This window comes from Bacillus sp. ME78, from assembly GCF_903970865.1.
GTDB lineage: Bacteria > Bacillota > Bacilli > Bacillales > Bacillaceae_G > Bacillus_A > Bacillus_A cereus.
The window spans coordinates 108,792-131,631 of the sequence record NZ_CAJCKK010000007.1 but is presented as its reverse complement, the minus strand read 5'-3'; the positions used below and the strand labels follow the sequence as shown (position 1 = coordinate 131,631).

The window sequence follows — 22,840 nt, the reverse complement described above, 5'->3', positions numbered from 1 at the left end:
GGTGGATTTTATATAGAGTTGCTTTCCAATAATTGAAGAAACTAAAGTGAAACTTCTTTTTAAAAGGAGGTGTAACTTTAGCTAAGAAAGCTAAAGGACATATGTGGATATTTTAAAATTATTGATGGTAGTCATTCTTATTGGGTTAACAGCATTTTTTGTGGCTGTTGAATTTGCAATTATTAAGGTACGTAGCAGTCGTATTGATCAACTCGTTAGCGAAAAAAGACGAGGTGCACTGGCAGCTAAAAAGGTAACGTCAAATTTAGATGAATATTTATCGGCCTGTCAGCTAGGTATTACAATTACTGCTTTAGGGCTCGGGTGGTTAGGGGAACCAACTATTAAACATTTACTCGAGCCGTTGTTTTTAAAATTACAATTCTCACCTGCAATTTCCAGTACAGTTTCATTTATTATTGCCTTTGCAGTAATTACATTTTTACATGTTGTCATTGGGGAACTTGCTCCAAAGACATTTGCTATACAAAAAGCAGAACAAGTTAGCTTATTGTTATCGAAACCACTTATTTATTTTTACCGAGTTATGTATCCGTTTATTTGGGCTTTGAATGGTTCAGCGAGGGTTGTAACTGGTTTATTCGGATTACATCCAGCTTCTGAACATGAAGTAGCTCATTCAGAAGAAGAATTAAGGTTAATCTTATCTGAGAGCTATGAGAGCGGAGAGATTAACCAAAGGGAATTTAAATATGTAAATAATATTTTTGAATTTGATAATAGAGTAGCAAAAGAAATTATGGTACCTCGTACGGAAGTTGTAGGCTTATATGAGGACGAACCATTTGAAACACATATTAAAGTAATCGCACAAGAAAAGTACACGAGATATCCTGTATTTGGTGAAGATAAAGATGAAATTATTGGGATGGTTAATGTAAAAGATTTATTTATTCGTTATATGGATGGGAATCGGGACGAGGAGTGCTCGATTATGCCATATACAAGGCCAGTTATTGAAGTGCTAGAAAATATTCCAATTCATGATTTACTATTACAAATGCAAATAAAACACATTCCATTAGCTGTATTGTATGATGAATATGGTGGTACAGCAGGGATTGTTACACTAGAAGATATTTTAGAAGAAATTGTTGGAGAAATTCGAGATGAATACGATGAAGATGAGAATCCACCTATAGAGCATGTAAGTGAAGGTTATAAAATCGTAGAGGGAAAAGTGCTTATTAGTGAAGTAAATGATTTGCTTGGCATACATTTAATTGCTGATGATGTAGATACAATTGGTGGCTGGATTATGGTACAAAAACAAATCGTTGCTGAAGGAGATGTTATTGAGAAACACGGTTTTTATTTTAAAGTCCTTGAAAAGGATATGCATCAAATTAAACGAGTGGAAATAAGGAAAGTAGAAGAATGATTTTCTATAAACTTTAATAAAAAGGATATACAGAAAAATAAATGTTTGCGCTTTCAAAAAAGGTGCTATATAGTGAAGGTGGATACTGAAAAATTCTTCTGAATGATACTCGTGTTTTTAGAGGGCGGATTTTTTGGATAAGGATTTAGAATGAAAAAGTATAGGTGATAAAAATGATAGCAACGAAGGATATACGTATAGAAAAAGATTTTTTAGGTGAAAAAGAAGTACCAAATGCAGCTTATTATGGTGTACAAACATTACGTGCCGTAGAAAACTTCCCAATTACAGGATATCGCATTCATCCATCACTCATTACAGCAATGGCAATTGTGAAAAAAGCGGCGGCACTTGCGAATATAGATACTGGTTACTTAGCTAAAGACATTGGACATGAAATTGCAGAAGCAGCGCAAGAAATTGTTGATGGAAAGTTTCATGATCAATTTATCGTGGATCCTATTCAAGGCGGAGCCGGAACTTCTATTAATATGAATACAAATGAAGTAATTGCGAATAGAGCGTTAGAACGTATGGGGTATGAAAAAGGGGTGTATGCGAAAATTAGCCCAAACACTCATGTGAACATGGCCCAATCAACGAACGATGCGTTTCCAACAGGGATTCATATTGCAACTCTTATGATGTTAGAAGAGCTTCTTATTACAATGGAAGCACTTCATTCTGCTTTTCGTAAAAAAGCAAAAGAGTTTGATCACGTTATTAAAATGGGACGCACACATTTACAAGATGCAGTTCCAATTCGCCTTGGACAAGAATTTGAAGCGTATAGCCGAGTGCTTGAGCGTGATATAAAAAGAATTAAACAGTCTCGTCAACATTTATATGAAGTGAATATGGGGGCGACAGCTGTTGGTACAGGATTAAATGCAAATCCTACGTATATTGAACAAGTGGTAAAACATTTAAGAACGTTTAGTGGATTCCCACTTGTTGGTGCAGAGCATTTAGTTGATGCAACGCAAAATACAGATGCATACACAGAAGTATCTGCAGCACTTAAAGTATGTATGATGAACATGTCTAAAATTGCAAACGATCTTCGTATTATGGCGTCTGGTCCACGTGTTGGGTTAGCTGAAATTCAATTGCCAGCACGTCAGCCGGGTTCATCGATTATGCCAGGTAAAGTAAATCCAGTTATGGCAGAAGTAATTAATCAAGTCGCATTCCAAGTAATCGGAAACGATCATACAATTTGCTTAGCATCAGAAGCAGGACAATTAGAGTTAAACGTAATGGAGCCTGTGCTTGTATTTAATTTAATTCAATCTATAAGTATTATGAATAATGGATTCCGTGTATTCCGTGAATATTGTATTGAAGGAATTACAGCAAATGAAGAATTGCTGAAGCAATATGTTGAGAAAAGTGTTGGAATTATTACAGCAGTTAATCCTCATATTGGTTATGAAGCAGCATCTCGTATTGCACGTGAAGCAATTGAAACAGGAAAATCTGTTAGGGAGTTATGTTTAGAACATGGTGTACTGACAGAAGAGGAATTGGATATTATTTTAGATCCATTCGAAATGACTCACCCTGAAATTGCTGGAGCTTCTTTATTAAAAAATAAAAAAATGTAATGTGAAAAACACCGATCCATTTGGATCGGTGTTTTATTTTTAAAAGATATTAAATACAGCGTTTAATTGAAGTAAGCTAATAACAGCTAAGAAGATTAAACTGTATTTCATTGCTGTTTTAAATAGAGCAGATTCTTTCCCAACTAGTCCAACTGCGGCACAAGCAACTGCTACAGATTGTGGTGAAACCATTTTTGCCATTGTACCACCTACTACGTTTAAGGCAACGAGTGTAGAAGGAACGATGTTTAACTGGTCTGCTGTTACTGCTTGAAGTGGTGCGAATAAAGAACCACTTGAAACTACTGAACCTGTAATGAATACGCCAATCCATCCTAAGATTGGAGAAAGAACTGGGAATACATTACCAGTAGAAGAGAATGCAAGTCCAAGTGTAGATGACATACCAGAGTAGTTCTCTACGTAAGCTAAAGCGATAACGCTACAAATTGTATATACTGGAGCTTTTAATTCTTTCATTGTTTCAATCATTAATTCTTTAACCATTTTACCTTTTACGCGGTAAACGATAAGTGAAACGATAATTGCTAGTACAATCGCAGTAGTTGTAGAAGAGAATACATCGAATTTGAAAACAGCTGCGAAAGGTGTATCAGCTTTTGTAATTGGTGTAGTTTTCATAACAGCATTATGAAGACCAGGGAACTGAATGTTAAATACTAAGTTTGCTAACGCACCATCTGGAGCAAATAAAGCTTTAATCGGTTTTAAGTTAAAGATTGTTACAAATGCAGTTAAGAATACGAATGGAGACCAAGCATATAAAATTTGATTGAATGTATGTGATACTTTAGTTTCTTGTTTTTCTTCTTTAGTAGAAGATTTTGGTTGCCAAACACGTAAGAATAATGCAAGAGCAATCATACTTACAACGGCTGCGAAAATGTTAGTAAGTTCTGCGCCTAAGAAGTAAGTTACAAGGAACTGAGTAATTGCGAAAGAAACACCACTTACAAGAATACCTTGCCAAGTTTCTTTAATACCTTTAATTCCATCGACCATTGAAACAAGTAAGAAAGGTAAGATGATACTAATGAAAGGTAAAATAAGAACAGTTTGACGACCGATAGTTAATGCGTCAAGTTCAGTTAATTGTGCTGGTACTGTAACTGGAATACCCATAGCACCCATAGCACCACCAGCGATATTAGCTACTAAACAAATACCTGCTGCTTTTAATGGGTTAAATCCCATACCTACAAGTAGTGCAGCTGTAATAGCAACTGGAACCCCTAGACCAGCTGCGCCTTCTAAGAAAGCACCGAAAGAATAAGCGATTAATAATACTTGTAAACGTTGATCATTTGTAATGCTTGAAATACTATCGCGAATAATATTGAATTGCTCTGTTTTAACAGTTAATTTGTAAAGGAAAATTGCGGCGATAACGATAGTACAAATTGGATAAAATCCAGATAAAACACCGAATCCAGCAGATGCTACAGCTACTGTTGCTGGCATTTTATAAACAAATATTGCAAGGATAATAGCGACAATCACACTATAAAGACCAGCCATGTAACTTTTCATTTTGAATCCCATTAAACAAATGATGAAACAAAAGATTGGAAGTGCTGCGATTAGTGCAGATAACCAAATATTGTTTAATGGGTCATAAATTTGTGTCCAAGTACTCATAATAATGACAACTCCTATCTATTATATGTGAAGAAATTCACATTATTTGTGAAACTATTCACAATCAACTTACATGCTTAGTATATTCTCCTTCAACACTATTGTCAACGTAAAAAAGTATAATTATTCCATAATAGTGTTAAAAGAAAAGCTTTGTTCATAAAGTAGACAAAAAACACACTCAAATGAATTTAAGTGTGCTGTATAAGTTATTTGCATATTATTTTGCTTATTTAGATGGCATGTTCCTTATAGGCGTATATTAGATGCCATCTTTTATATCGAGTATAAAGTTTGATATATGAACTGATCTGTCCTGTTTGATCTAGTGAGGGAGGAATGGTGAGTGGATTTAATAGGAAGTTTTGCACAACAGTCCAACCGCTTGCAATACGAATAAAAAATAAGAAACAAATTTTTAATATCACATCATCTCTTTTTACTGAAAATTCCTTTTAGCGTAACAAAGAGGTTAATTATAGTTCAACTACATTACGATAGGTTATCAATTATAGACGGTATTTTACAATACCGTTACTGTGCATTTCAATGAGGTGAAAATATAACAAAAAGCCTGATAAAACAACGTTTGCAAGCAAAGTATTCGTAGGCCATTATTTTGCTTTTTCGTTATATCATATAGTATAATATTCAAAATCAACAAGGATTTTTTCCTGAATTTTTGTTGATGAAAATGGAAAAATTTTTCGGCTTTATAGGTTGATAAAGTTATGTCGTAACAGGAAATATAAGAACAGATATATAAATAAATAAAAAGAACATAAAAACGCAAATAAAAACGAAAATGAGGGGAACTTTATGAGCCAAAATCAATTCGAATGTCGTATTTCAGAAGAAGATGTACAAATGTTAAGAGCGTTAGCTCACCCACTTCGTCTACGTCTAGTAATGGAACTTATGCAAAGAGGAACATGTAATGTAACACAACTACAGGAAGTATTAGAAATTCCGCAATCAACGGTTTCACAACATTTAACGAAGTTAAAGCAAAATAAAGTAGTGCGCTTTGAAAGACGAGGATTAGAAGTGTATTACCAAATCCATAATGATAAAGTAAGTGCGGTAGTAAAAACATTATTTTCTTAAAATTTGAATATTATGGAAAAAGACGTGTAGAATATACGTCTTTTTTTATTTGTCAGAAAGGTAGCGAGAGAGTAAATATTAGCATGTGAGGAAGAAATGACTATCAATCAACATGCTGCTTTACGGAATATATTCTAAAAGGAAAAGAAAAAATAGAAAGGAGTGTAGTAAGCAAAAGGAGGGATATTAGTATGGATGTGAAACGTGTGAAACAAATCTTATCTTCTTCAAGTAGAATTGACGTTACATATGAGGGCGTACCAGTATGGATTGAGAGCTGTGATGAGCAGAAGGGGAGTGCTCAAGTGTATGATGTATCTAATCCTGGTGAGAGCGTTCATGTGGACGTGACAGCTTTAGAGGAGAAATAATAAAAAAGACGCTTCTAATTTTAGAAGCGTCTTTTTGTTATTCCATCATATGTGCAATTTTCTTAGAGAACATAAGAAGTACTAATCCTAGTACGATTACGATAACACCGATGCTCGCGAATACTTCTAAATATCCTAAAGATTGAGTGAAAGCAGCTAATTGTCCTGCTAAGAAGTTTGCACATCCAGTACCAGCTAACCATACACCCATTAATAAAGAAGCTAATTTAACAGGAGCGATTGCACTAACCATAGATAATCCGATTGGTGATAAGAATAATTCACCGATTGTGTGGAACATGTAAGTGAATACAATGAATAGTAAGTTTGCCTTCATTGTAATGTTACCTTCATCACTACCAGTTTTTAAAACAGCTAAAGTTAGAACTAAATATCCAATCCCTAGTAAAATCATACCTAGGGCCATTTTTGTTGGGATTTTTAAATCACCATTTTTTGTTTTTGAAAGTTTAATCCATAAAGCTGAAACAGGTAATGCTAGTAAGATAATGAATAGTGGGTTTACAGATTGGAACCAAGGTGTTGGAATTGTAAATCCACCAATTGTACGATCTACGAACTTATCTGTGTAAAGTGTTAAAGAACTACCAGCTTGTTCAAAGCCTGCCCAGAAGAATACAACGAAACAAGTTAAAATTAAAATTGCAGCTGTACGTTTTTTCTCTTGTGTTGTTAAAGGTTTTTTCTCAATTACTTTTGCAGTTTTTTCTTTAGACTTCTTACCTACAACAGTTGTACCAATTGTTCCTAAGTAACGAGGTGCTAAGAAATTAAAAGCAACCTGTCCAATGATCATACCGATACAAGCTGTTAAGAATCCATATTTGTAATCTGTGAAGTAACCGCAAATGAATGGAGCGATAAGAGCTCCTAAGTTAATTCCCATGTAGAAGATAGTGAAAGCACTATCACGACGAGAATCGTTGTCGCTATATAATTGACCTAGTAAAGTCGAAATATTTGGTTTGAAGAATCCGTTACCGATAACTAATAATCCTAATCCTAAAAATAGTCCAGTTTTCGTATTCATTGAAAATAGTACAAAGTTACCAATTGCCATGATGATACCGCCAATAGTAATGGCGTGTCGTTTCGTAATGAAATGGTCAGTTAACCAACCACCAATGATAGGTGTGAAATATACAAGCATTGTGAAAATACCGTAAATTTGAACTGCAACTGCTTTATCAAATCCTAAACCGCCACTTACTAAGCTCGTTGTTAAATAAAGAACTAATAAGCCACGCATTCCGTAATAACTAAATCTTTCCCATGCCTCTGTAAAGAACAACAAGTATAACCCTGGTGGATGTTTTTTTGGTGATTGTTGCTCTCCAGCTTTGTCTAATTTTAAAGCTGCATCCATTTTTGTTTCCCCCTAATCCTGTATAACGGATATTTATGTAATCATTTTAATTTACAAAATATTTAGAAGTCAATAGAATTATATGGAAATAGAAAGAAAATTTCTAAAAAAGTTCTATTTTTCTTCAACCGTTACTGTATTTTGCCCTGAAAACGAGATGATAAGCGTTTTCAAATGTAATAATTGAATTCTAAAAGAAAATAAAATAGTGATTAATCAGAAAATTTAGATTAAAAAATCTATTCTGATATAAAGAAAATATATTCTATTTACTTTTATAATATAACATATTGGGAATAAAAATACAAAATGAAATAATGTGACACTTCAGTGAAATGAAAAAACCAGCTCCATCAAAGAGAGAGCTGGTTAGAATAAAATTATTTAACAAAGCGTTTTTCGATATCATCTAATAGTAGGTTAGCAGCCATTACACCGCCAGCTGTATTCCAAATAACATCGTCGACTTTGTATGCTTTACCATTTTTTACGGCATTTAAATTTTTAAATAGAGGATCGTTTATATATTCTTTTTCTAGTTCAGATCCTTTTTTCTCATTTCCTTTATCGAATGTGAAGTAGAATAATACGTCACCATCCATAGCAGAAATACGCTCTTTAGATACGTTACGCTCTGCAAAATCATCTTTGTTTTGATCTCCAGGACGTTTAAATCCAAGTTCTTTTAAAATAACACCAGAGAATGTATCGCCATGATAAATACGAACATCACCAGGCATGAAACGAACCATAGAGATTTCTTGATTTACTTTATCGCCAAGTTTGCCTTTTAAATCTTTCATACGTGATTCGTAATCAGCTACAACTTTTTGACCTTCTTTTTCTTTATTTAATGCTTTTGCATAAAATTTGAAGTTATCTTTCCATTCCCCACGTAATGTTTCTGAGAACACAGTAGGTGCAATTGCTTTTAGTTGTTCGTACACTTTTTCGTGACGCATTTTGTTACCGATAATTAAGTCTGGTTTTAAAGAAGCAATTGTTTCAACGTTAACTTGTCCTTCATCACCAACAACTTTTACATCTTTCATTTTATCCTTAATATGTGGATACCATGGGTCACCCGTCCAAGACTTTACAGCACCAACTGGTTTCACACCTAATTCAAGTAAAGCTTCAGTTCCTTCATTTGTTAAGATAACTACACGTTTTGGATTAGCAGGAACTTCTGTTTTACCCATTGCATGTTCTACAGTAACCACTTCTTTTTTATTATCTTCTTTTGTAGATTCTTCTTTGTTATTTGATTTTCCACAAGCGCTTAAAAGCATTGAAAATGCTAGTAAAAATACAAATACTGTAAACGATTTTTTTCGCATGAAATTCATTATGTACCCCCTACATGTTGAGAATATTTTTCAATAGCAAGCATGATATTAAGCCTTTATCTTTTGATTGTCAATACATATGGTTGAAAATAATTCTCATTTCCGTTGACAATAAGAATTAAGTTGAAATACACTTACAACGTATCATTATACATTGAAGGGGAAACGCTGCATGTTATTAAAAACAAATCAAGCAAAATGGATTGGATTATTTGTTGGAATCATTGCAGTCGTTATTTGTATTTGGGGAAGTATTATTTTCGGATATACAAATACGAGCTGGAAATTAGCGCTAGATGCTTTTTTCCATTTTAATGGTTCTAATGAACATATTATTATTCAAAATGTGCGCCTTCCAAGGGCACTTATAGCAGCAAGTGTTGGTGCTAGTTTAGCCATCGCGGGTTGTCTTATGCAAACTTTAACTAAGAATCCACTTGCTTCTCCAGATTTTATTGGATTAAATTCAGGTGCTGCGTTCTTCATAGTTGTAGCAATTGTAATCTTTTCAGTAACATCATTATCAGCTTTCACATGGATTGCCTTTTTAGGAGCTGCGGTTGCAGCTGTACTTGTATTTGCTTCTAGTTCTTTAGGAAAAGAAGGGACTACTCCTCTTAAGTTAACGTTAGCAGGGGTCGCAATTAGTGCGTTATTTTCATCATTAACACAAGGATTACTTGTGTTAAATGAAAAAGCACTTGAAGAGGTATTATTTTGGCTTGCTGGATCTGTGCAAGGGAGAAAGTTAGAAATTTTACAATCTGTATTCCCATATTTATTAATAGGATGGATTGCATCTCTTATGATGGCAGGGAAAGTAAATACATTGATGATGGGAGAAGACGTCGCGAAAGGACTTGGACAACGAACAATTTTAATGAAATCATTCGTGTTACTTATTATTGTACTATTGTCTGGTGGTTCAGTTGCGGTTGCTGGCCCAATTGGATTTATTGGAATTATTACTCCGCATTTTGCTAGATTTCTTGTTGGAGTTGACCACAGATGGAGAGTGCCTTATAGCGGATTGTTAGGTGCAATACTACTAATATTGGCTGATATAGCAGCAAGATATGTCATTATGCCACAAGAAGTACCAGTAGGAGTTATGACAGCATTTATTGGAGCACCGTTCTTTATTTATATTGCACGTAAGAGAGGGCTTAGCAAATGAAGAAATATATTCCGTTTCGTATAGGAAAAGGCGAGCTCTCGTTTTTAATGTATAAACGAGCTTGTCTCGTCTTGTTAAGTTTACTAGTTGTTTTAATAGGATTATTCTTTGCGAGCGCAGGTATGGGAGACATGAAAATTGCTCCTTATGACGTATGGCAAGCAATTACCGGAAATGGCGATGCAATGTCAAATATGGTTGTAAATAAGTTTCGTATGCCACGTATTTTAATTGCTATCCTCGTAGGAATTGCGCTTGCGGTAGCGGGCTGTATTTTACAAGGGCTCGTTCGAAATCCACTTGCTTCTCCTGATATCATCGGGATTACGGGCGGGGCAAGTGTCGCAGTTGTATTATTTTTAGCGTTATTTAGTGATAAAAATAATGCACTAACGGTAAGTATTCATTATATGCCGCTCGCAGCTTTTGCAGGAGCAACGATTGTAGCGGTTTTTGTATACTTATTTGCATGGCAAAATGATGGATTATCACCAATTAGTCTCGTTTTAATTGGTGTTGGATTTTGGGCATTAACGAAGGCGGCGACAACATTATTTATGTTGCTAGCACCAATTTATCAAGCGAGCCAAGCGAATGTATGGATTACGGGTACCGTTTACGGCTCTTCTTGGCAAAATGTTATGGTACTTGCGCCTTGGGTTCTCATTTTAACAGTAATATCATTTATCGCAGCTAGGCATTTAAATGCACAAGAGCTAGGGGATGATATAGCGGTAGGACTTGGGGTTCCTTTAACGAAGTCGCGTGTATTTATGTTATTACTTAGTACAGCTTTAATTGGTGGTGCGGTAGCTTTTGCCGGAGGGATTGGATTTGTCGGTTTAATGGCACCTCATATTTCACGAAGATTAGTTGGTTCTTTATACGGTGCATTACTCCCAGTTGCAGCTATTGTCGGTGCAATTCTAGTACTTGCTGCAGATTTAATAGGGCGTACAATTTTCACACCACTTGAAATTCCAGCAGGGGTATTTACATCAGCAATTGGTGCACCTTATTTCATTTATTTACTTTATAAAAGTCGGAATTCATAAAGGGAGATGAATATGCAAAAAGCATTGGAGACGAAACGCTTGACGTTGTCTTATGGTGAAACAATTATTATTGATGAGCTGAACTTAGAAATTCCAAAAGGAGAAATTACAATTTTTATCGGTTCTAACGGTTGCGGGAAATCAACTTTATTACGTTCACTAGCCAGATTATTAAAGCCAACAAATGGTGATATTTTGTTAGATAATCAAGCAATTCAAAGTATGCAAACGAAGCAAATTGCTCGTCAAATGGCGATTTTACCGCAAGGACCACAAGCACCAGAAGGACTTACAGTATTACAACTTGTAAAGCAAGGACGCTATCCATATCAAACATGGCTGAAGCAATGGTCAGAAAAAGACGAGGAAATGGTACAGAAGGCACTTGCAGCAACAGGTATGACAGAATTTGCTGAGCGTGATGTGCATGCTCTTTCAGGTGGGCAGCGTCAACGTGCTTGGATCGCAATGACACTTGCACAAGATACAGACATCATTTTACTGGATGAGCCAACTACATACTTAGATATGACTCACCAAATTGAAGTGCTAGATTTATTATTCGAATTAAATGAAACAGAACAAAGAACAATTGTTATGGTATTACATGATCTGAATTTAGCATGCCGCTATGCAGATAACATTGTAGCAATTCAAGATAAACAAATATATGCACAAGGTAAACCTGAAGAAGTGGTAGATGAGAAACTAGTACGTGATGTATTCCGAATGGAGTGTCAAATTAGTACGGATCCGTTGTTTGGAACACCGCTTTGTATCCCTCACGGAAGAGGAAGACGTGTAGTTAAAGAAGTTGCTCAGGCAATGAGATAAAAAAACGATGAGTGAGTCATCGTTTTTTTTATTTGGTACAAGAAAATAAGAGGAAGAGAGGAATACGTAAGCGACGTTTATACTCTTCTTCATCTTGAAAATAGGTTGGATTTGGTGTAGCTTCTTTTAATGATGTAATGGTAAATCCAGCTTGCTGTAATAATGTGAAATACTCTTCCGTTGTACGATGATATTTAATAACTTCTTGGTCAATCCATGGTTCAACCCGTTTGCCTAGTTTAAAATAATCATCGACGAGCCAACTCGTTCTTTTACCACTTGTTTGTAAGCTTTCAAATGAAGAAGTAATAACGGGATGTTGAACGCTAAAGGTAAAGGTGCCATTTGTTTTTAAAGTTTGAAACACGTTTTGAAAAATGATATCAAGATGTTCAATATAATGTAAGGCGAGTCTAGAGGTTACTAAATCAAAAGTGGAAGAGGGATAGGTATAATCTTTGAGGTTTAAAAAATGAACAGATCCATTTTTATTTTCTAGTTGTTTTTTAGCTTTTCCATACATAAGCTCGGAGCCTTCAATGCCGGTGTAAGAGTAGCATCCCTTTTCTAATAATTCCGCACCAAACTTAGCATCACCACAGCCTAAATCGAGAATTTGTTTTCCTTGCACATGACCAATGAGCTGAAAGAATACTGGTTTTTCAATGGATTCATTTGGGCTATTTTCTCGGTATCTTCGTTTCATATATTGTTCGAAAAATGCTGTGTTATTGTATACATCAGATTCTGTAAATGCCATGTTTGAAGCCTCCCTAAATATTTTTTTAATTCTATCAAATATGAAAAGTAAATGATAGATTTATTGTAATGAATCATATATAATCTAGAATTGTAAGCGGTTACTTTAAACTATTTTTCTATAATAAATTCTGAAAACGTGTTAAGCTAGTAGAGGGATTATTAGAACTATTAAGACAATAATCCGCTTACATGAACGATGGGAGGCTTCACAATGTCTAGTAAAACACTTGCGAAATTTTTAGAAGAAAATTTAGAGGATTTAAAATCAAAGGGGCTTTATAACGTAATTGATCCGCTTGAGAGTTCGAATGGACCAATCATTACAATTGGCGGAAAAGAATATATTAACTTATCTTCAAACAACTATCTTGGATTAGCAACAGATAGCCGTTTGCAAGAAGCAGCAATTGGTGCTATTCATAAGTACGGTGTTGGAGCAGGGGCTGTTCGTACAATTAACGGTACTTTAGATTTGCATATTAAGTTAGAAGAAACAATTGCAAAGTTTAAACATACAGAAGCAGCAATTGCTTATCAATCAGGATTTAACTGTAATATGGCAGCGATTTCAGCTGTTATGGATAAAAATGATGCGATTCTTTCAGACGAATTAAATCATGCATCTATTATTGACGGTAGTCGTCTATCAAAAGCAAAAATTATTGTTTATAAACATTCTGATATGGAAGATTTACGCCAAAAAGCAATCGCGGCGAAAGAATCAGGTCTTTACAATAAATTAATGGTAATTACAGACGGTGTTTTCTCAATGGATGGAGATGTTGCAAAACTACCAGAAATTGTTGAGATTGCAGAAGAGTTAGATTTAATGACATACGTAGATGATGCACACGGTTCAGGTGTACTTGGAAAAGGTGCAGGAACTGTAAAGCACTTCGGTCTTTCTGATAAAGTTGATTTCCAAATTGGTACATTATCAAAAGCAATTGGGGTAATTGGTGGATATGTAGCAGGGAAACAAAACTTAATTGACTGGTTAAAAGTTCGTTCACGTCCATTCTTATTCTCTACAGCATTAACACCAGCTGATGCGGCAGCTTGCATGAGATCAATTGAAATCTTAATGGAAAGCACAGAGTTACATGATCGTCTATGGGAAAACGGTCGTTATTTAAAACAAGGGTTAAAAGAACTTGGCTTTAACATTGGGGAAAGTGAAACGCCAATTACACCTTGTATTATTGGGGACGAAGTATTAACACAAGAATTTAGTAAACGTCTAAATGAAGAAGGCGTATACGCAAAATCTATCGTGTTCCCAACTGTAGCAAAAGGAACAGGTCGTGTTCGTAATATGCCTACAGCAGCTCATACGAAAGAAATGTTAGATGAAGCAATTCGTAAGTATGAAAAAGTAGGGAAAGAAATGGGCATCATTTAAGTAACGACATCTTTTGAATAGCTTGCAAATGAGGAGTGGGGAAAATGAAAAAAATTCTAGTAACCGGTTCTTTAGGGCAAATTGGTTCTGAACTAGTAATGAAACTTCGTGATGTATACGGCGCATCAAATGTTATTGCAACAGATATTCGTGAAACAGACAGTGAAGTAGTAACGTCTGGTCCATTTGAAACGTTAGATGTAACAGATGGACAAAAACTACATGATATCGCAAAGCGTAATGAAGTAGATACAATTATTCATTTAGCAGCTTTACTTTCAGCAACAGCAGAAAAAAATCCGTTATTTGCATGGAATTTAAATATGGGTGGACTTGTAAATGCTCTAGAAGCAGCTCGTGAATTAAACTGTAAGTTCTTCACACCAAGTTCTATCGGTGCATTCGGTCCATCGACGCCAAAAGATAATACACCGCAAGATACAATTCAGCGTCCTACTACGATGTATGGGGTAAACAAAGTAGCAGGAGAATTACTATGTGATTATTATTATCAAAAGTTTGGTGTAGATACGCGCGGTGTCCGTTTCCCAGGTTTAATTTCTTACGTAGCTCCTCCAGGAGGCGGAACAACTGATTATGCAGTTGAAATTTATTATGAGGCGATTAAAAAAGGTGCATACACCTCATACATTGCTGAAGGAACGTACATGGACATGATGTATATGCCTGATGCTTTACAAGCGATCATTTCATTAATGGAAGCTGATCCAAGTAAGCTAGTGCATAGAAATGCATTTAACATTACAGCAATGAGCTTCGAGCCAGAGCAAATTGCAGCGTCAATTCGTAAACACATTCCGACGTTTACAATGGATTATGCAGTAGATCCAGCTCGTCAAACAATCGCTGATAGCTGGCCAAACTCTATTGATGCAACAGCAGCAATGAAAGAGTGGGGCTTCAAAGCAGAATACGATTTAGATAAAATGACAACTGACATGCTGGCTAAGTTAAAAAAAAAGCTTGCAGCTGAGTTAGTGATGAATTAATAAGAAGGGTCGATTCTTAGGAATCGGCTCTTCATCATTTTTGGAGGGAGAGAAGCCTTATGCAGAGAGTTGATGTCGTATATGCACTAATACATGACGAAGAAACAGATAAAATATTAATGGTACATAATGTAGAACAAAACGTTTGGTCATTGCCAGGCGGGGCTGTGGAAAAAGGTGAAATATTAGAGGAAGCACTAATAAGGGAAGTGAAAGAAGAGACAGGTTTAACTGCTGCGTTAGGTGGACTTGTTGCGATCAATGAAAAATTCTTTGAAGAATCAGGGAATCATGCACTATTTTTTACATTCCGAGCGAATGTAGTAAAAGGTGAACTTATTGCGGAAGATGAAGGTGAAATTTCTGCAATAGAGTGGGTGGATCGAACAATTGCGAATGAGCGCTTCCCATACTATGACGGAGGATTTGAATCTTTGTTAGAAGTAGCCATTCCATACAAGTTTCAACCAGAAACAAAGTAATTGAACGAAAAAACAGGAGCCACAAGGCTCCTATTTTCTATTCAATCGTCTTCAGTAATAATTTTTTCAATAGTGGTTTAATCTTTAGACGTAAATCTTCAGCGTGATTTGCAACTAAGAAGTGATGGTTATAAATGTTTTTCATCAATTGATAAGTTGCTTCTTTCGCTTCGCCTTCTTCGATGAAGATACCGATTACTTCCATACCACTTTTACGCGCGAGTTTAACAGCTTCATGCGTATCTAAAATTCCGTCTTGTTGATAGTCTAGCGCAGAAGGCTCACCGTCTGTGAAGACTAGTAAGAATTTATGTTTCTCAGGTCTTTTGGCAAGCTTTTCAGAAACGATACGAATAATATATCCGTCGCGGTTATCTTCTTCTTCACGAAGTTGCATAATTTCTGGACCAACGTTTGGTAACGTTGAGTTTTTATAATTTACAACTTCATGGATAACGTTCGGCTTATCTTCAGGTTTAGCGCTAGAGGCATCTTCCCAAAATCCGCTAATAGCGTGCGGGATTTTTAAAGATTTTAAAGCTTCATGGAATAGTACAACACTCTTCTTCGTTTCTTCCATTTTGTTATACATAGAACCAGAACAGTCAACTAACAGTTGGAATGCAACATCGAGTTCTTGTGACTCTTGTCCTTTTTTATAAAACATCCGCGGTTGTTTTTCGGTATAAATACGAAGGAATTTCTTACGAAGTCTTCCGTAATATTTATCACTATTCGCATTCGTTTTATTTTCAATCGTTTTTTCGATAATTTTCTTTAATTCTTTTACATCTTTATTGACGACTGATTTGATAGCTTGGTAATCTTTTTTCTCATCAATATTTACTTTGCGAGCTTCTTTAAATGTATGAGAAGCACCTACATTATACTTCCCATATGCACCGTCGTGCTGGCTAGAAGCGTGTGAAGCCCTTGCTTCTTCTGTATCAGCGCCATCAAAGTTGGATTGTGTACTTTTTTGAGAAGTACCTTGTACAGAACCAAGTGCTTGGTCGCCATCTTCTGATTCACGAGCAGTATCGCCCATCATGTTTGTTTTTGTTCCGCTTTCTAATTCAAAGCGTAAAAAGTTCTCGTTTTCGTTATTTTTATTTTCACGATGCCATGTGGAGAAACTTTCATCCATTTTGTTTTTATTTTCATCGTCATCTATAAGCTGCGTATCATCATTTGCTAAATCTTCGACGCGACAGTTCTTTTCGTCTGCAAGAACAGATAAGTAAAGTGGGGCATGTCCGAAATAGTTGTTAAGCATATCACTTTCAAGAAGCGCCTCTAAGCGATAGCGAATTTTCTCAATGATATACATAATATCTTCTGTATTACGTGCTTGGAATGTTTCATGTAAAATCGCTTCAATTTGCTCAAAATATTCATTATTAAACATTTCATATTTATCGCTCGTTAATGAAAGATAGCATAGGCAAAATAGACGATCACCGTGATAATTACGAACGCGGTTTATTTCATTTTGAGAGCCGAAATAATTGCGGTACATTTCTTTTCGGCGTTTAAAAATATGTTTCGTGCCAGGACGTAAGTTCTTTACGATTTCCTCAACGCGTAAATCTTCTAATAGAACAAATAATTGTGTTAAAAACTTTTTTAGGGGCGATTCTTGCAATTCAATCGCATACGAACGAATTAAAGTCATGTCCGAGTAATGTTTATTACCAAGTGCTTTTAAGAACACTTCGCTTTTTAATCCGATTACTGTATCTTCTTCTTTTCGATCATCCCAAAAGTGACTAATGACAACTTTCTTTTCAATTTCGTCGTAGTATGCTTTATAGCCGTATTCAAGATAGGCATCGTCTTCTTTTAGAAGGGCATACATTAAGTTTTCCATTTGTAGAAACAGCGACGCATCAATTTTTTTGTCACTAAAAATTTGTCTCATAAATTATCCCTCAAAGAAATAACTTTCTGCTAATTCACGGACAGTCATTTGTTCTGTTTCATCATTAAGTTTTGCAATTATGCTTCGTTCAATAGCGCGCATAACAGGAATATATACACCTAAATCACATGCGTCGATAATACCACGAATACTTGCTGCTTCTTCACTTACACGTCCATCGCGAGCTAAAGGCATAAGGTCGCTTGCAAATGCAACAAACTTTTCAATTGTTGCAACATCATTTAATTTTGATTCTGCTAATAATAGTTCTTTTAATGTGTCACCTTGAATGTAAGGAACTTCAATAATAACGAAACGGTTTTTTAATGCTTCATTTAGTTCACTTGTTCCAACGTAACCTTCGTTAATCGCAGCAATTACACGGTATTCGTCATCACCGTATACAACCTCTTGTGTAAATGGGTTTGTGATCATTTTACGGTAATCTAATGCGCCGTGAAGTAGCGGTAAAGTTTCAGGTTTTGCCATATTGATTTCGTCAATATATAGGAAGTGACCGTTCTTCATTGCTTTCATAAGAGGACCGTTAACGAATGAAACTTCAGATGCACCATCTTTCGTTTGTAGTGTGTTGTATCCTAAAATACCTTCTACATCTAAGTCGACAGAGCAGTTAATGCTATGCATTGGTTTTTGGAATAAAGAAGAAAGAGTTTCCGCTAGTACTGTTTTACCACTACCAGTCGGTCCTTTTAATAGAATGTTCTTGCCAAGAAGAAGTGCTGTAATCGCATCTTCAATAATGCTATTATCAGACGCTTTATATATTTTCGTTCCGATTAAATGTGCATTTTCACCAGCTTCTTGTTTATTCTTTTCATGAATCGTAGAAAGCTGTTGTTTTAAATCAGAATGTATATGAAATTGTTCTAACATGTATTTCCCACCTAACATTATTTTCATAAAGTAATACATCTTATGATAACTTGTTTTAATATGGTATGCAAAGAAAAGGAAGGAGGATAAAGGGGAAAGAAAAAGCAATCAAGATGAAGTTGATTGCTTACAGTAAAGGAGAAATGAGCCTCATGAAAGACTCCAATATGCGTTTTTTTATACTTCTTTTTTGGAAAGAGTTCCATTTAATTTCAGTTGAATGTTTAAAGTCTTCTTCAAAATCACGTTTAATATCGTGAACTGTTTTTGATTCATAAAGTACGCTAATAATTTCGTAATTCAATTCAAAGCTACGTACATCCATGTTTGCTGTTCCAATAGTTGCAATTATATCATCAACGAGTACAATTTTTGCATGCATAAAACCATCTTTATAACTGTAAATAGAAGCACCAGCTTTTAAAAGCGGAGTGAAATAGGATTGAGATGCTTGATCACTAATGATGCTATCACTTTTACCTGGATATAAAATCCGTACATCTATTCCGGCAATTGCACTTAAGCGTAATAATGTTAAAGTTTCTTGATCTGGAATAAAGTAGGGTGTAGCAATCCAAATGGATTTTTTTGCAGAGCCCATAACAGCTAATAATGTATTACGAATACTTTTATCATCGGAGCTTGGTCCGCTTGCTACGATTTGAACAGCACCTTCTGCATTTGAAATCTCTTTACCTGGGAAGTATTGTCTATTCATGAATTGATCCCAGGAATAAGTATTTAAACCACTAGAGGCATAGAGCCAGTCTTCTAGAAAGATTGCTTGTAATTTATATAATGCTTTTCCTTCTATTTTTAAATGACTATCACGCCAAACAGGAAATTTCTTTGAACGGCCAAGATATTCATCGCCGACATTGAGTCCTCCGGTAAAACCAATTTCTCCATCTACAATAACAATTTTTCGATGGTTACGATAATTGACAGTTTCAAGTAACCAAGCTGAAAAAATAGGGTCAAATTCTACAATTTCAATCCCAGCTTCTTTCATAGGTTGTAAAAATCGTCTTCTTAACGTATTACTTCCAAGGCCATCATAAAGGAAGCGTACAATAACACCATCTTTTGCTTTTTGTATTAAAGCATCTCGAACTTTTGTACCAATTTCATCAGATTTATAAATGTAGTATTGAATATGTATATGATGTTTTGCCTGCTCTATAGCTCGCAAAATTTCTGAAAATGTTTGATCTCCGTTTGTTAAAAGTTTTGTAGTTGTTTTATCTGCGGCAGGACCGCCCCCAAATTTTTGTATGACTTCTGTTAAATGTAAGGAACGTTCATTTAGTGGGACTGTGAGTAATAACTCTAGTCTTCTTCCTTCTAATATTTCACGGAATAATTTTCTTTGTTCTTCTGAACGATGGAGATGTTTTTTTCTTCTCCAGCGGCTGCGTCCGAAAATAGCGTATAAAAGCACACCTATAATAGGAAGAAGTGCTAATACTAAAAACCATGCTAATGTACTTTGTGGAGATCTATTTTCTATAAAAATAACGAATGAAATTCCTACGATTGTGATGGACCATAGAGCACCGACAAATGTATATAACGAGATATACGATGTATTTAATAGGAACAGAACGATAGATACAATTGTAAATATTAATAGTAATTGAACGATAGGCTTCTTCATTTCTATATAATTCCCCTAATCTTTTTTCAATATAGACTTCTTAAATAGAAGATGTAATATGACATCTTTATTATAAGGTGTTTTTCTTTTTTTACAAAATATAGACATTTCACCTATACTTTCCGCATTTGTCCTACATACAGTGTACTATCCCATTTTTTATCTCACTCTTAACGCATATGAAAATGAAAAAATCAAAAAGGAGCGGAGAAACATGAATTATATAGAAAATAATGGATTGTACTATCGGAATCATCATGGAGGACACAATCATAACGGCGGACATCATCACCATGGAGGACACAATCACTATGATCACCATCATCATCACGGAGGCGGCTGGGGCTGGGGTGGTGGTAGTTCATGGGGAGGCGGATTTTTCCCTGGAAGCTTTGCAGGAGGAGTGTTAGGCGGACTGACAGCGGGTGCATTAACAGGTGCAACAAGTGGAGGATATTATCCGGCTCCATATCCAGTAGCTTATCCATCACCATACCCTGTAACGTATCCAATGCCATACCCAGGTTATCAGCAAATACCATATTCGTATTAAACTAAAAAAGAGGCTATCCTCTTTTTTAGTTTAATACGGTATTTATTTATAAAATACTTCCAAAATTAAGGTGAAAATATGTTAATATTTTGTTATTGTAATTCAAAAACATATACATTGATGTAGAGTTTTATATTATTATTCGTGAATAGTTATGTAGTATGTTCTAATTTCTATTTCGTTATTAAAAACAAAGAGATCAGATGTGAGTGGTATTAGTTGGAAACAAGGCTTGCATAGAGCCACTTAAAGGGATTGCAGTATAATAAGGCGCGAAATAATTAGGGAGATGAGAAGCTACTAGTTATAATTGGAACGGTATAATATTGCTTTTTATTACAAATAATATTATGTTATTTTAATCGGTCTATTTAAAAAGATAATTTATGTAATGGGCTAGTATTAGAAAATGAAATATCTCTATTTCTATGAAGAGAAACAGGTTGTGTTTTAGTCAGATAGAAGCAAGGAGAGATGCGCATGCTAGAACAGAGAGGTCATGCATTATATGACTCTTCATTGCGAGATTTAAAGTTAGCATTAGATGAGTCTTCAATTGTTGCAATTACAGATCGAAAAGGTCTTATTACATATGTAAATGATAAATTTTGTGAAATCTCTAAATACAAAAGAGAAGAATTAATTGGAAAAGATCACCGTATCTTAAATTCAGGTCATCATCCGAAAACCTTTTTTCAAAACTTATGGAAACGTATTTTGAATGGGAAAGTATGGACAGGTGAGATTCGGAATCGAGCGAAAGATGGTACATATTATTGGGTCAAAACAACAATTGTTCCATTTTTAAATGAAAAAGGAGAGCCATACCAGTTTATCGCAATCCGAAATGATATTAGTAGTAGAAAAGAAGCGGAACAGAGGTTGCGGCTAAGTGAAAGTCGTTATAGGGAACTTGCCTATCATGATGCTTTAACGAGTTTGCCGAACCGTTTGCAATTAATAACGACCGTTAATAAATTGATTGCAGATAAAAAAGAATTTGGTATGATTTACTTTGATTTGGACCGTTTTAAATTAGTAAATGATACGTTAGGTCATATGATAGGGGACTTACTTTTAAGCGAAGTCGCTTCAAGGTTGCATTATGTACTAGGAGAGAAAGATGTTCTGGCTAGGCTAGGTGGCGACGAATTTGTGCTGTTAACAAAAAATCATAGACAAGATGATATGAGTCAGTTAGCGACATCTGTGTTGTCATGTTTTCAGGCACCATTTATGCTGGAAGGCCATGAAGTATACATTTCAGCTAGTCTAGGACTTTGTTCTTATCCACAAGATGGAAAAGACGTGGAAACGTTATTGAAAAACTCCGACTTAGCTATGTATAGTGCAAAAGAACAGGGGAGAAATGCTGCATGTTTCTTTACAGATGAGCTACGCGCGAAAATAAATCGTAGAATGAAAGTTGAGTTTGCTTTGCAAAAGGCAATTCGTGATGAAGAGTTAGATGTAGCATTGCAGCCTATTATTGATTTGAAAACGAAGAGATATTCTGGTATAGAAGCTCTAGTACGTTGTATGACAGAAGACGGACCTATTTCACCAAGCGAATTTATCCCTGTTGCTGAAGAGTCTGGACTTATTATAAAGCTAGGAGACTGGGTATTAGAAAAGTCATGCCGATTGTTTAAAACATTGCCAAATTACCAAGAAGGACTAAAGTTATCTGTGAATTTATCTATACAACAATTAATGCAGAAACGTTTTATTTTGTCTGTACGTAGCATTTTAAAGAGGACTGGTTTTCCTCCGAACCGTTTAATATTGGAAATAACGGAAAGTATTGCAGTTCGCCATTTTGATTATATTATTGCTACATTACAAGAATTAAGAAATATGGGTGTTTTAATTGCTTTGGATGATTTCGGAACTGGCTATTCTTCCTTATATTATTTAAAACAACTACCACTGGATATTGTAAAAATTGATCGTAATTTTATTCGTGAATTTCATTATGATCACGCACAACCAGAACGAACGATTGTAAAATCCGTTATTGAAATTGCTCATAGTTTAAATTTAGCAGTAGTTGCTGAAGGGGTAGAAACAGTAGAGCAAGAGAGTTTGTTACAATCAATGAGCTGTGATTATGTACAGGGATTTTATTATGCGAAACCTTTATCTGTAGGAGAGCTAAAAGAAAAGTTAATTACAGATTTTTAATAAAAAAGAGAAGCCAGCAGCTTC

19 protein-coding genes are annotated in these 22,840 nt (G+C 35.2%); 12 read left to right on the top strand and 7 right to left on the bottom strand.

The annotated features are described in order from the left end of the window. The first annotated feature begins 103 nt into the window (after positions 1-103). The gene (locus H6481_RS11145; protein WP_071732240.1) at positions 104-1,402 is read left to right on the top strand and encodes a hemolysin family protein; all 1,299 of its coding nucleotides are present in this window, start codon (positions 104-106) and stop codon (positions 1,400-1,402) included. A gap of 173 nt (positions 1,403-1,575) precedes the next feature. Beyond that, on the top strand, positions 1,576-3,009 hold the full coding sequence (gene aspA, locus H6481_RS11140) for an aspartate ammonia-lyase (protein ID WP_071732239.1): 1,434 nt from the start codon (positions 1,576-1,578) through the stop codon (positions 3,007-3,009). 39 nt (positions 3,010-3,048) lie between these two features. On the opposite strand, the gene H6481_RS11135 is transcribed toward aspA, so the two are convergent. Then, complete coding sequence (locus H6481_RS11135; RefSeq protein WP_071732238.1) at positions 3,049-4,668, bottom strand: lactate permease LctP family transporter; 1,620 nt, start codon at positions 4,666-4,668, stop codon at positions 3,049-3,051. 819 nt (positions 4,669-5,487) lie between these two features. Between H6481_RS11135 and H6481_RS11130 the strand changes: the two genes are divergently transcribed. Both H6481_RS11130 and H6481_RS11125 read left to right on the top strand, forming a co-directional pair. After that, the gene (locus tag H6481_RS11130; protein ID WP_000081428.1) at positions 5,488-5,775 is read left to right on the top strand and encodes a metalloregulator ArsR/SmtB family transcription factor; all 288 of its coding nucleotides are present in this window, start codon (positions 5,488-5,490) and stop codon (positions 5,773-5,775) included. Positions 5,776-5,966: 191 nt separating this feature from the next. Next, positions 5,967-6,146, top strand: coding sequence for an acid-soluble spore protein H (locus tag H6481_RS11125; protein WP_000382679.1), 180 nt, complete (start codon positions 5,967-5,969; stop codon positions 6,144-6,146). Between the two features lie 37 nt (positions 6,147-6,183). Here the strand turns inward: H6481_RS11125 and H6481_RS11120 are convergent, their stop codons facing one another. Continuing rightward, complete coding sequence (locus tag H6481_RS11120; protein WP_000338305.1) at positions 6,184-7,533, bottom strand: peptide MFS transporter; 1,350 nt, start codon at positions 7,531-7,533, stop codon at positions 6,184-6,186. A 380-nt stretch (positions 7,534-7,913) separates the two neighbouring features. Continuing rightward, complete coding sequence (locus tag H6481_RS11115; RefSeq protein ID WP_001010277.1) at positions 7,914-8,882, bottom strand: iron-siderophore ABC transporter substrate-binding protein; 969 nt, start codon at positions 8,880-8,882, stop codon at positions 7,914-7,916. 172 nt (positions 8,883-9,054) lie between these two features. On the opposite strand from H6481_RS11115, the gene H6481_RS11110 reads away from it, so the two are divergent. Genes H6481_RS11110 through H6481_RS11100 form a run of 3 tightly spaced genes read left to right on the top strand, consistent with a single transcriptional unit; the run spans position 9,055 to position 11,948 of the window. Next, positions 9,055-10,059 carry an iron ABC transporter permease gene (locus H6481_RS11110; protein WP_000925211.1) on the top strand — a complete coding sequence of 335 codons (1,005 nt, stop codon included), beginning with the start codon at positions 9,055-9,057 and terminating at the stop codon, positions 10,057-10,059. Then, positions 10,056-11,114, top strand: coding sequence for an iron ABC transporter permease (locus tag H6481_RS11105; RefSeq protein WP_000760059.1), 1,059 nt, complete (start codon positions 10,056-10,058; stop codon positions 11,112-11,114). The genes H6481_RS11110 and H6481_RS11105 overlap by 4 nt, the downstream gene beginning before the upstream one ends. 12 nt (positions 11,115-11,126) lie before the next feature. Then, positions 11,127-11,948 (top strand): ABC transporter ATP-binding protein, encoded by an 822-nt coding sequence (locus H6481_RS11100; protein ID WP_001167953.1) that lies wholly within the window; start codon positions 11,127-11,129, stop codon positions 11,946-11,948. Positions 11,949-11,976: 28 nt separating this feature from the next. Here H6481_RS11100 and H6481_RS11095 read toward each other — a convergent pair whose 3' ends face one another. Beyond that, positions 11,977-12,708: a class I SAM-dependent methyltransferase gene (locus H6481_RS11095; protein ID WP_000885974.1), complete on the bottom strand. Its 732-nt coding sequence runs from the start codon at positions 12,706-12,708 to the stop codon at positions 11,977-11,979. A 213-nt stretch (positions 12,709-12,921) separates the two neighbouring features. On the opposite strand from H6481_RS11095, the gene H6481_RS11090 reads away from it, so the two are divergent. The 3 genes from H6481_RS11090 to H6481_RS11080 are packed head-to-tail and all read left to right on the top strand — an operon-like array spanning position 12,922 to position 15,604. Beyond that, positions 12,922-14,112: a glycine C-acetyltransferase gene (locus tag H6481_RS11090; RefSeq protein ID WP_000095906.1), complete on the top strand. Its 1,191-nt coding sequence runs from the start codon at positions 12,922-12,924 to the stop codon at positions 14,110-14,112. A 44-nt stretch (positions 14,113-14,156) separates the two neighbouring features. Further along, complete coding sequence (locus H6481_RS11085) at positions 14,157-15,122, top strand: L-threonine 3-dehydrogenase (RefSeq protein WP_016083557.1); 966 nt, start codon at positions 14,157-14,159, stop codon at positions 15,120-15,122. 59 nt (positions 15,123-15,181) lie between these two features. After that, positions 15,182-15,604, top strand: a complete 423-nt coding sequence (locus H6481_RS11080; protein WP_001189938.1) for an NUDIX hydrolase — start codon at positions 15,182-15,184, stop codon at positions 15,602-15,604. A 37-nt stretch (positions 15,605-15,641) separates the two neighbouring features. Here H6481_RS11080 and H6481_RS11075 read toward each other — a convergent pair whose 3' ends face one another. From H6481_RS11075 to H6481_RS11065, 3 genes are all read right to left on the bottom strand, one after another. Beyond that, positions 15,642-17,525 (bottom strand): VWA domain-containing protein, encoded by a 1,884-nt coding sequence (locus H6481_RS11075; protein WP_071732236.1) that lies wholly within the window; start codon positions 17,523-17,525, stop codon positions 15,642-15,644. A 3-nt stretch (positions 17,526-17,528) separates the two neighbouring features. Beyond that, positions 17,529-18,422, bottom strand: a complete 894-nt coding sequence (locus tag H6481_RS11070; protein WP_000892988.1) for a MoxR family ATPase — start codon at positions 18,420-18,422, stop codon at positions 17,529-17,531. Positions 18,423-18,549: 127 nt separating this feature from the next. Then, on the bottom strand, positions 18,550-20,079 hold the full coding sequence (locus H6481_RS11065) for a cardiolipin synthase (protein WP_182811659.1): 1,530 nt from the start codon (positions 20,077-20,079) through the stop codon (positions 18,550-18,552). 214 nt (positions 20,080-20,293) lie between these two features. Between H6481_RS11065 and H6481_RS11060 the strand changes: the two genes are divergently transcribed. Continuing rightward, the gene (locus H6481_RS11060; protein WP_001106382.1) at positions 20,294-20,632 is read left to right on the top strand and encodes a hypothetical protein; all 339 of its coding nucleotides are present in this window, start codon (positions 20,294-20,296) and stop codon (positions 20,630-20,632) included. Between the two features lie 480 nt (positions 20,633-21,112). After that, positions 21,113-22,816, top strand: a complete 1,704-nt coding sequence (locus tag H6481_RS11055; RefSeq protein ID WP_071732235.1) for an EAL domain-containing protein — start codon at positions 21,113-21,115, stop codon at positions 22,814-22,816. Positions 22,817-22,840: the final 24 nt, after the last annotated feature.

What these genes read in the sequence shown, in the direction of transcription:
- aspA (WP_071732239.1), top strand. Translation starts at nt 1,576, where the DNA reads ATGATAGCAACGAAGGATATACGTATAGAAAAAGATTTTTTAGGTGAA.
- H6481_RS11135 (WP_071732238.1), bottom strand. Translation starts at nt 4,668, where the DNA reads ATGAGTACTTGGACACAAATTTATGACCCATTAAACAATATTTGGTTA.
- H6481_RS11130 (WP_000081428.1), top strand. Translation starts at nt 5,488, where the DNA reads ATGAGCCAAAATCAATTCGAATGTCGTATTTCAGAAGAAGATGTACAA.
- H6481_RS11125 (WP_000382679.1), top strand. Translation starts at nt 5,967, where the DNA reads ATGGATGTGAAACGTGTGAAACAAATCTTATCTTCTTCAAGTAGAATT.
- H6481_RS11120 (WP_000338305.1), bottom strand. Translation starts at nt 7,533, where the DNA reads ATGGATGCAGCTTTAAAATTAGACAAAGCTGGAGAGCAACAATCACCA.
- H6481_RS11115 (WP_001010277.1), bottom strand. Translation starts at nt 8,882, where the DNA reads ATGAATTTCATGCGAAAAAAATCGTTTACAGTATTTGTATTTTTACTA.
- H6481_RS11110 (WP_000925211.1), top strand. Translation starts at nt 9,055, where the DNA reads ATGTTATTAAAAACAAATCAAGCAAAATGGATTGGATTATTTGTTGGA.
- H6481_RS11105 (WP_000760059.1), top strand. Translation starts at nt 10,056, where the DNA reads ATGAAGAAATATATTCCGTTTCGTATAGGAAAAGGCGAGCTCTCGTTT.
- H6481_RS11100 (WP_001167953.1), top strand. Translation starts at nt 11,127, where the DNA reads ATGCAAAAAGCATTGGAGACGAAACGCTTGACGTTGTCTTATGGTGAA.
- H6481_RS11095 (WP_000885974.1), bottom strand. Translation starts at nt 12,708, where the DNA reads ATGGCATTTACAGAATCTGATGTATACAATAACACAGCATTTTTCGAA.
- H6481_RS11090 (WP_000095906.1), top strand. Translation starts at nt 12,922, where the DNA reads ATGTCTAGTAAAACACTTGCGAAATTTTTAGAAGAAAATTTAGAGGAT.
- H6481_RS11085 (WP_016083557.1), top strand. Translation starts at nt 14,157, where the DNA reads ATGAAAAAAATTCTAGTAACCGGTTCTTTAGGGCAAATTGGTTCTGAA.
- H6481_RS11080 (WP_001189938.1), top strand. Translation starts at nt 15,182, where the DNA reads ATGCAGAGAGTTGATGTCGTATATGCACTAATACATGACGAAGAAACA.
- H6481_RS11075 (WP_071732236.1), bottom strand. Translation starts at nt 17,525, where the DNA reads ATGAGACAAATTTTTAGTGACAAAAAAATTGATGCGTCGCTGTTTCTA.
- H6481_RS11070 (WP_000892988.1), bottom strand. Translation starts at nt 18,422, where the DNA reads ATGTTAGAACAATTTCATATACATTCTGATTTAAAACAACAGCTTTCT.
- H6481_RS11065 (WP_182811659.1), bottom strand. Translation starts at nt 20,079, where the DNA reads ATGAAGAAGCCTATCGTTCAATTACTATTAATATTTACAATTGTATCT.
- H6481_RS11060 (WP_001106382.1), top strand. Translation starts at nt 20,294, where the DNA reads ATGAATTATATAGAAAATAATGGATTGTACTATCGGAATCATCATGGA.
- H6481_RS11055 (WP_071732235.1), top strand. Translation starts at nt 21,113, where the DNA reads ATGCTAGAACAGAGAGGTCATGCATTATATGACTCTTCATTGCGAGAT.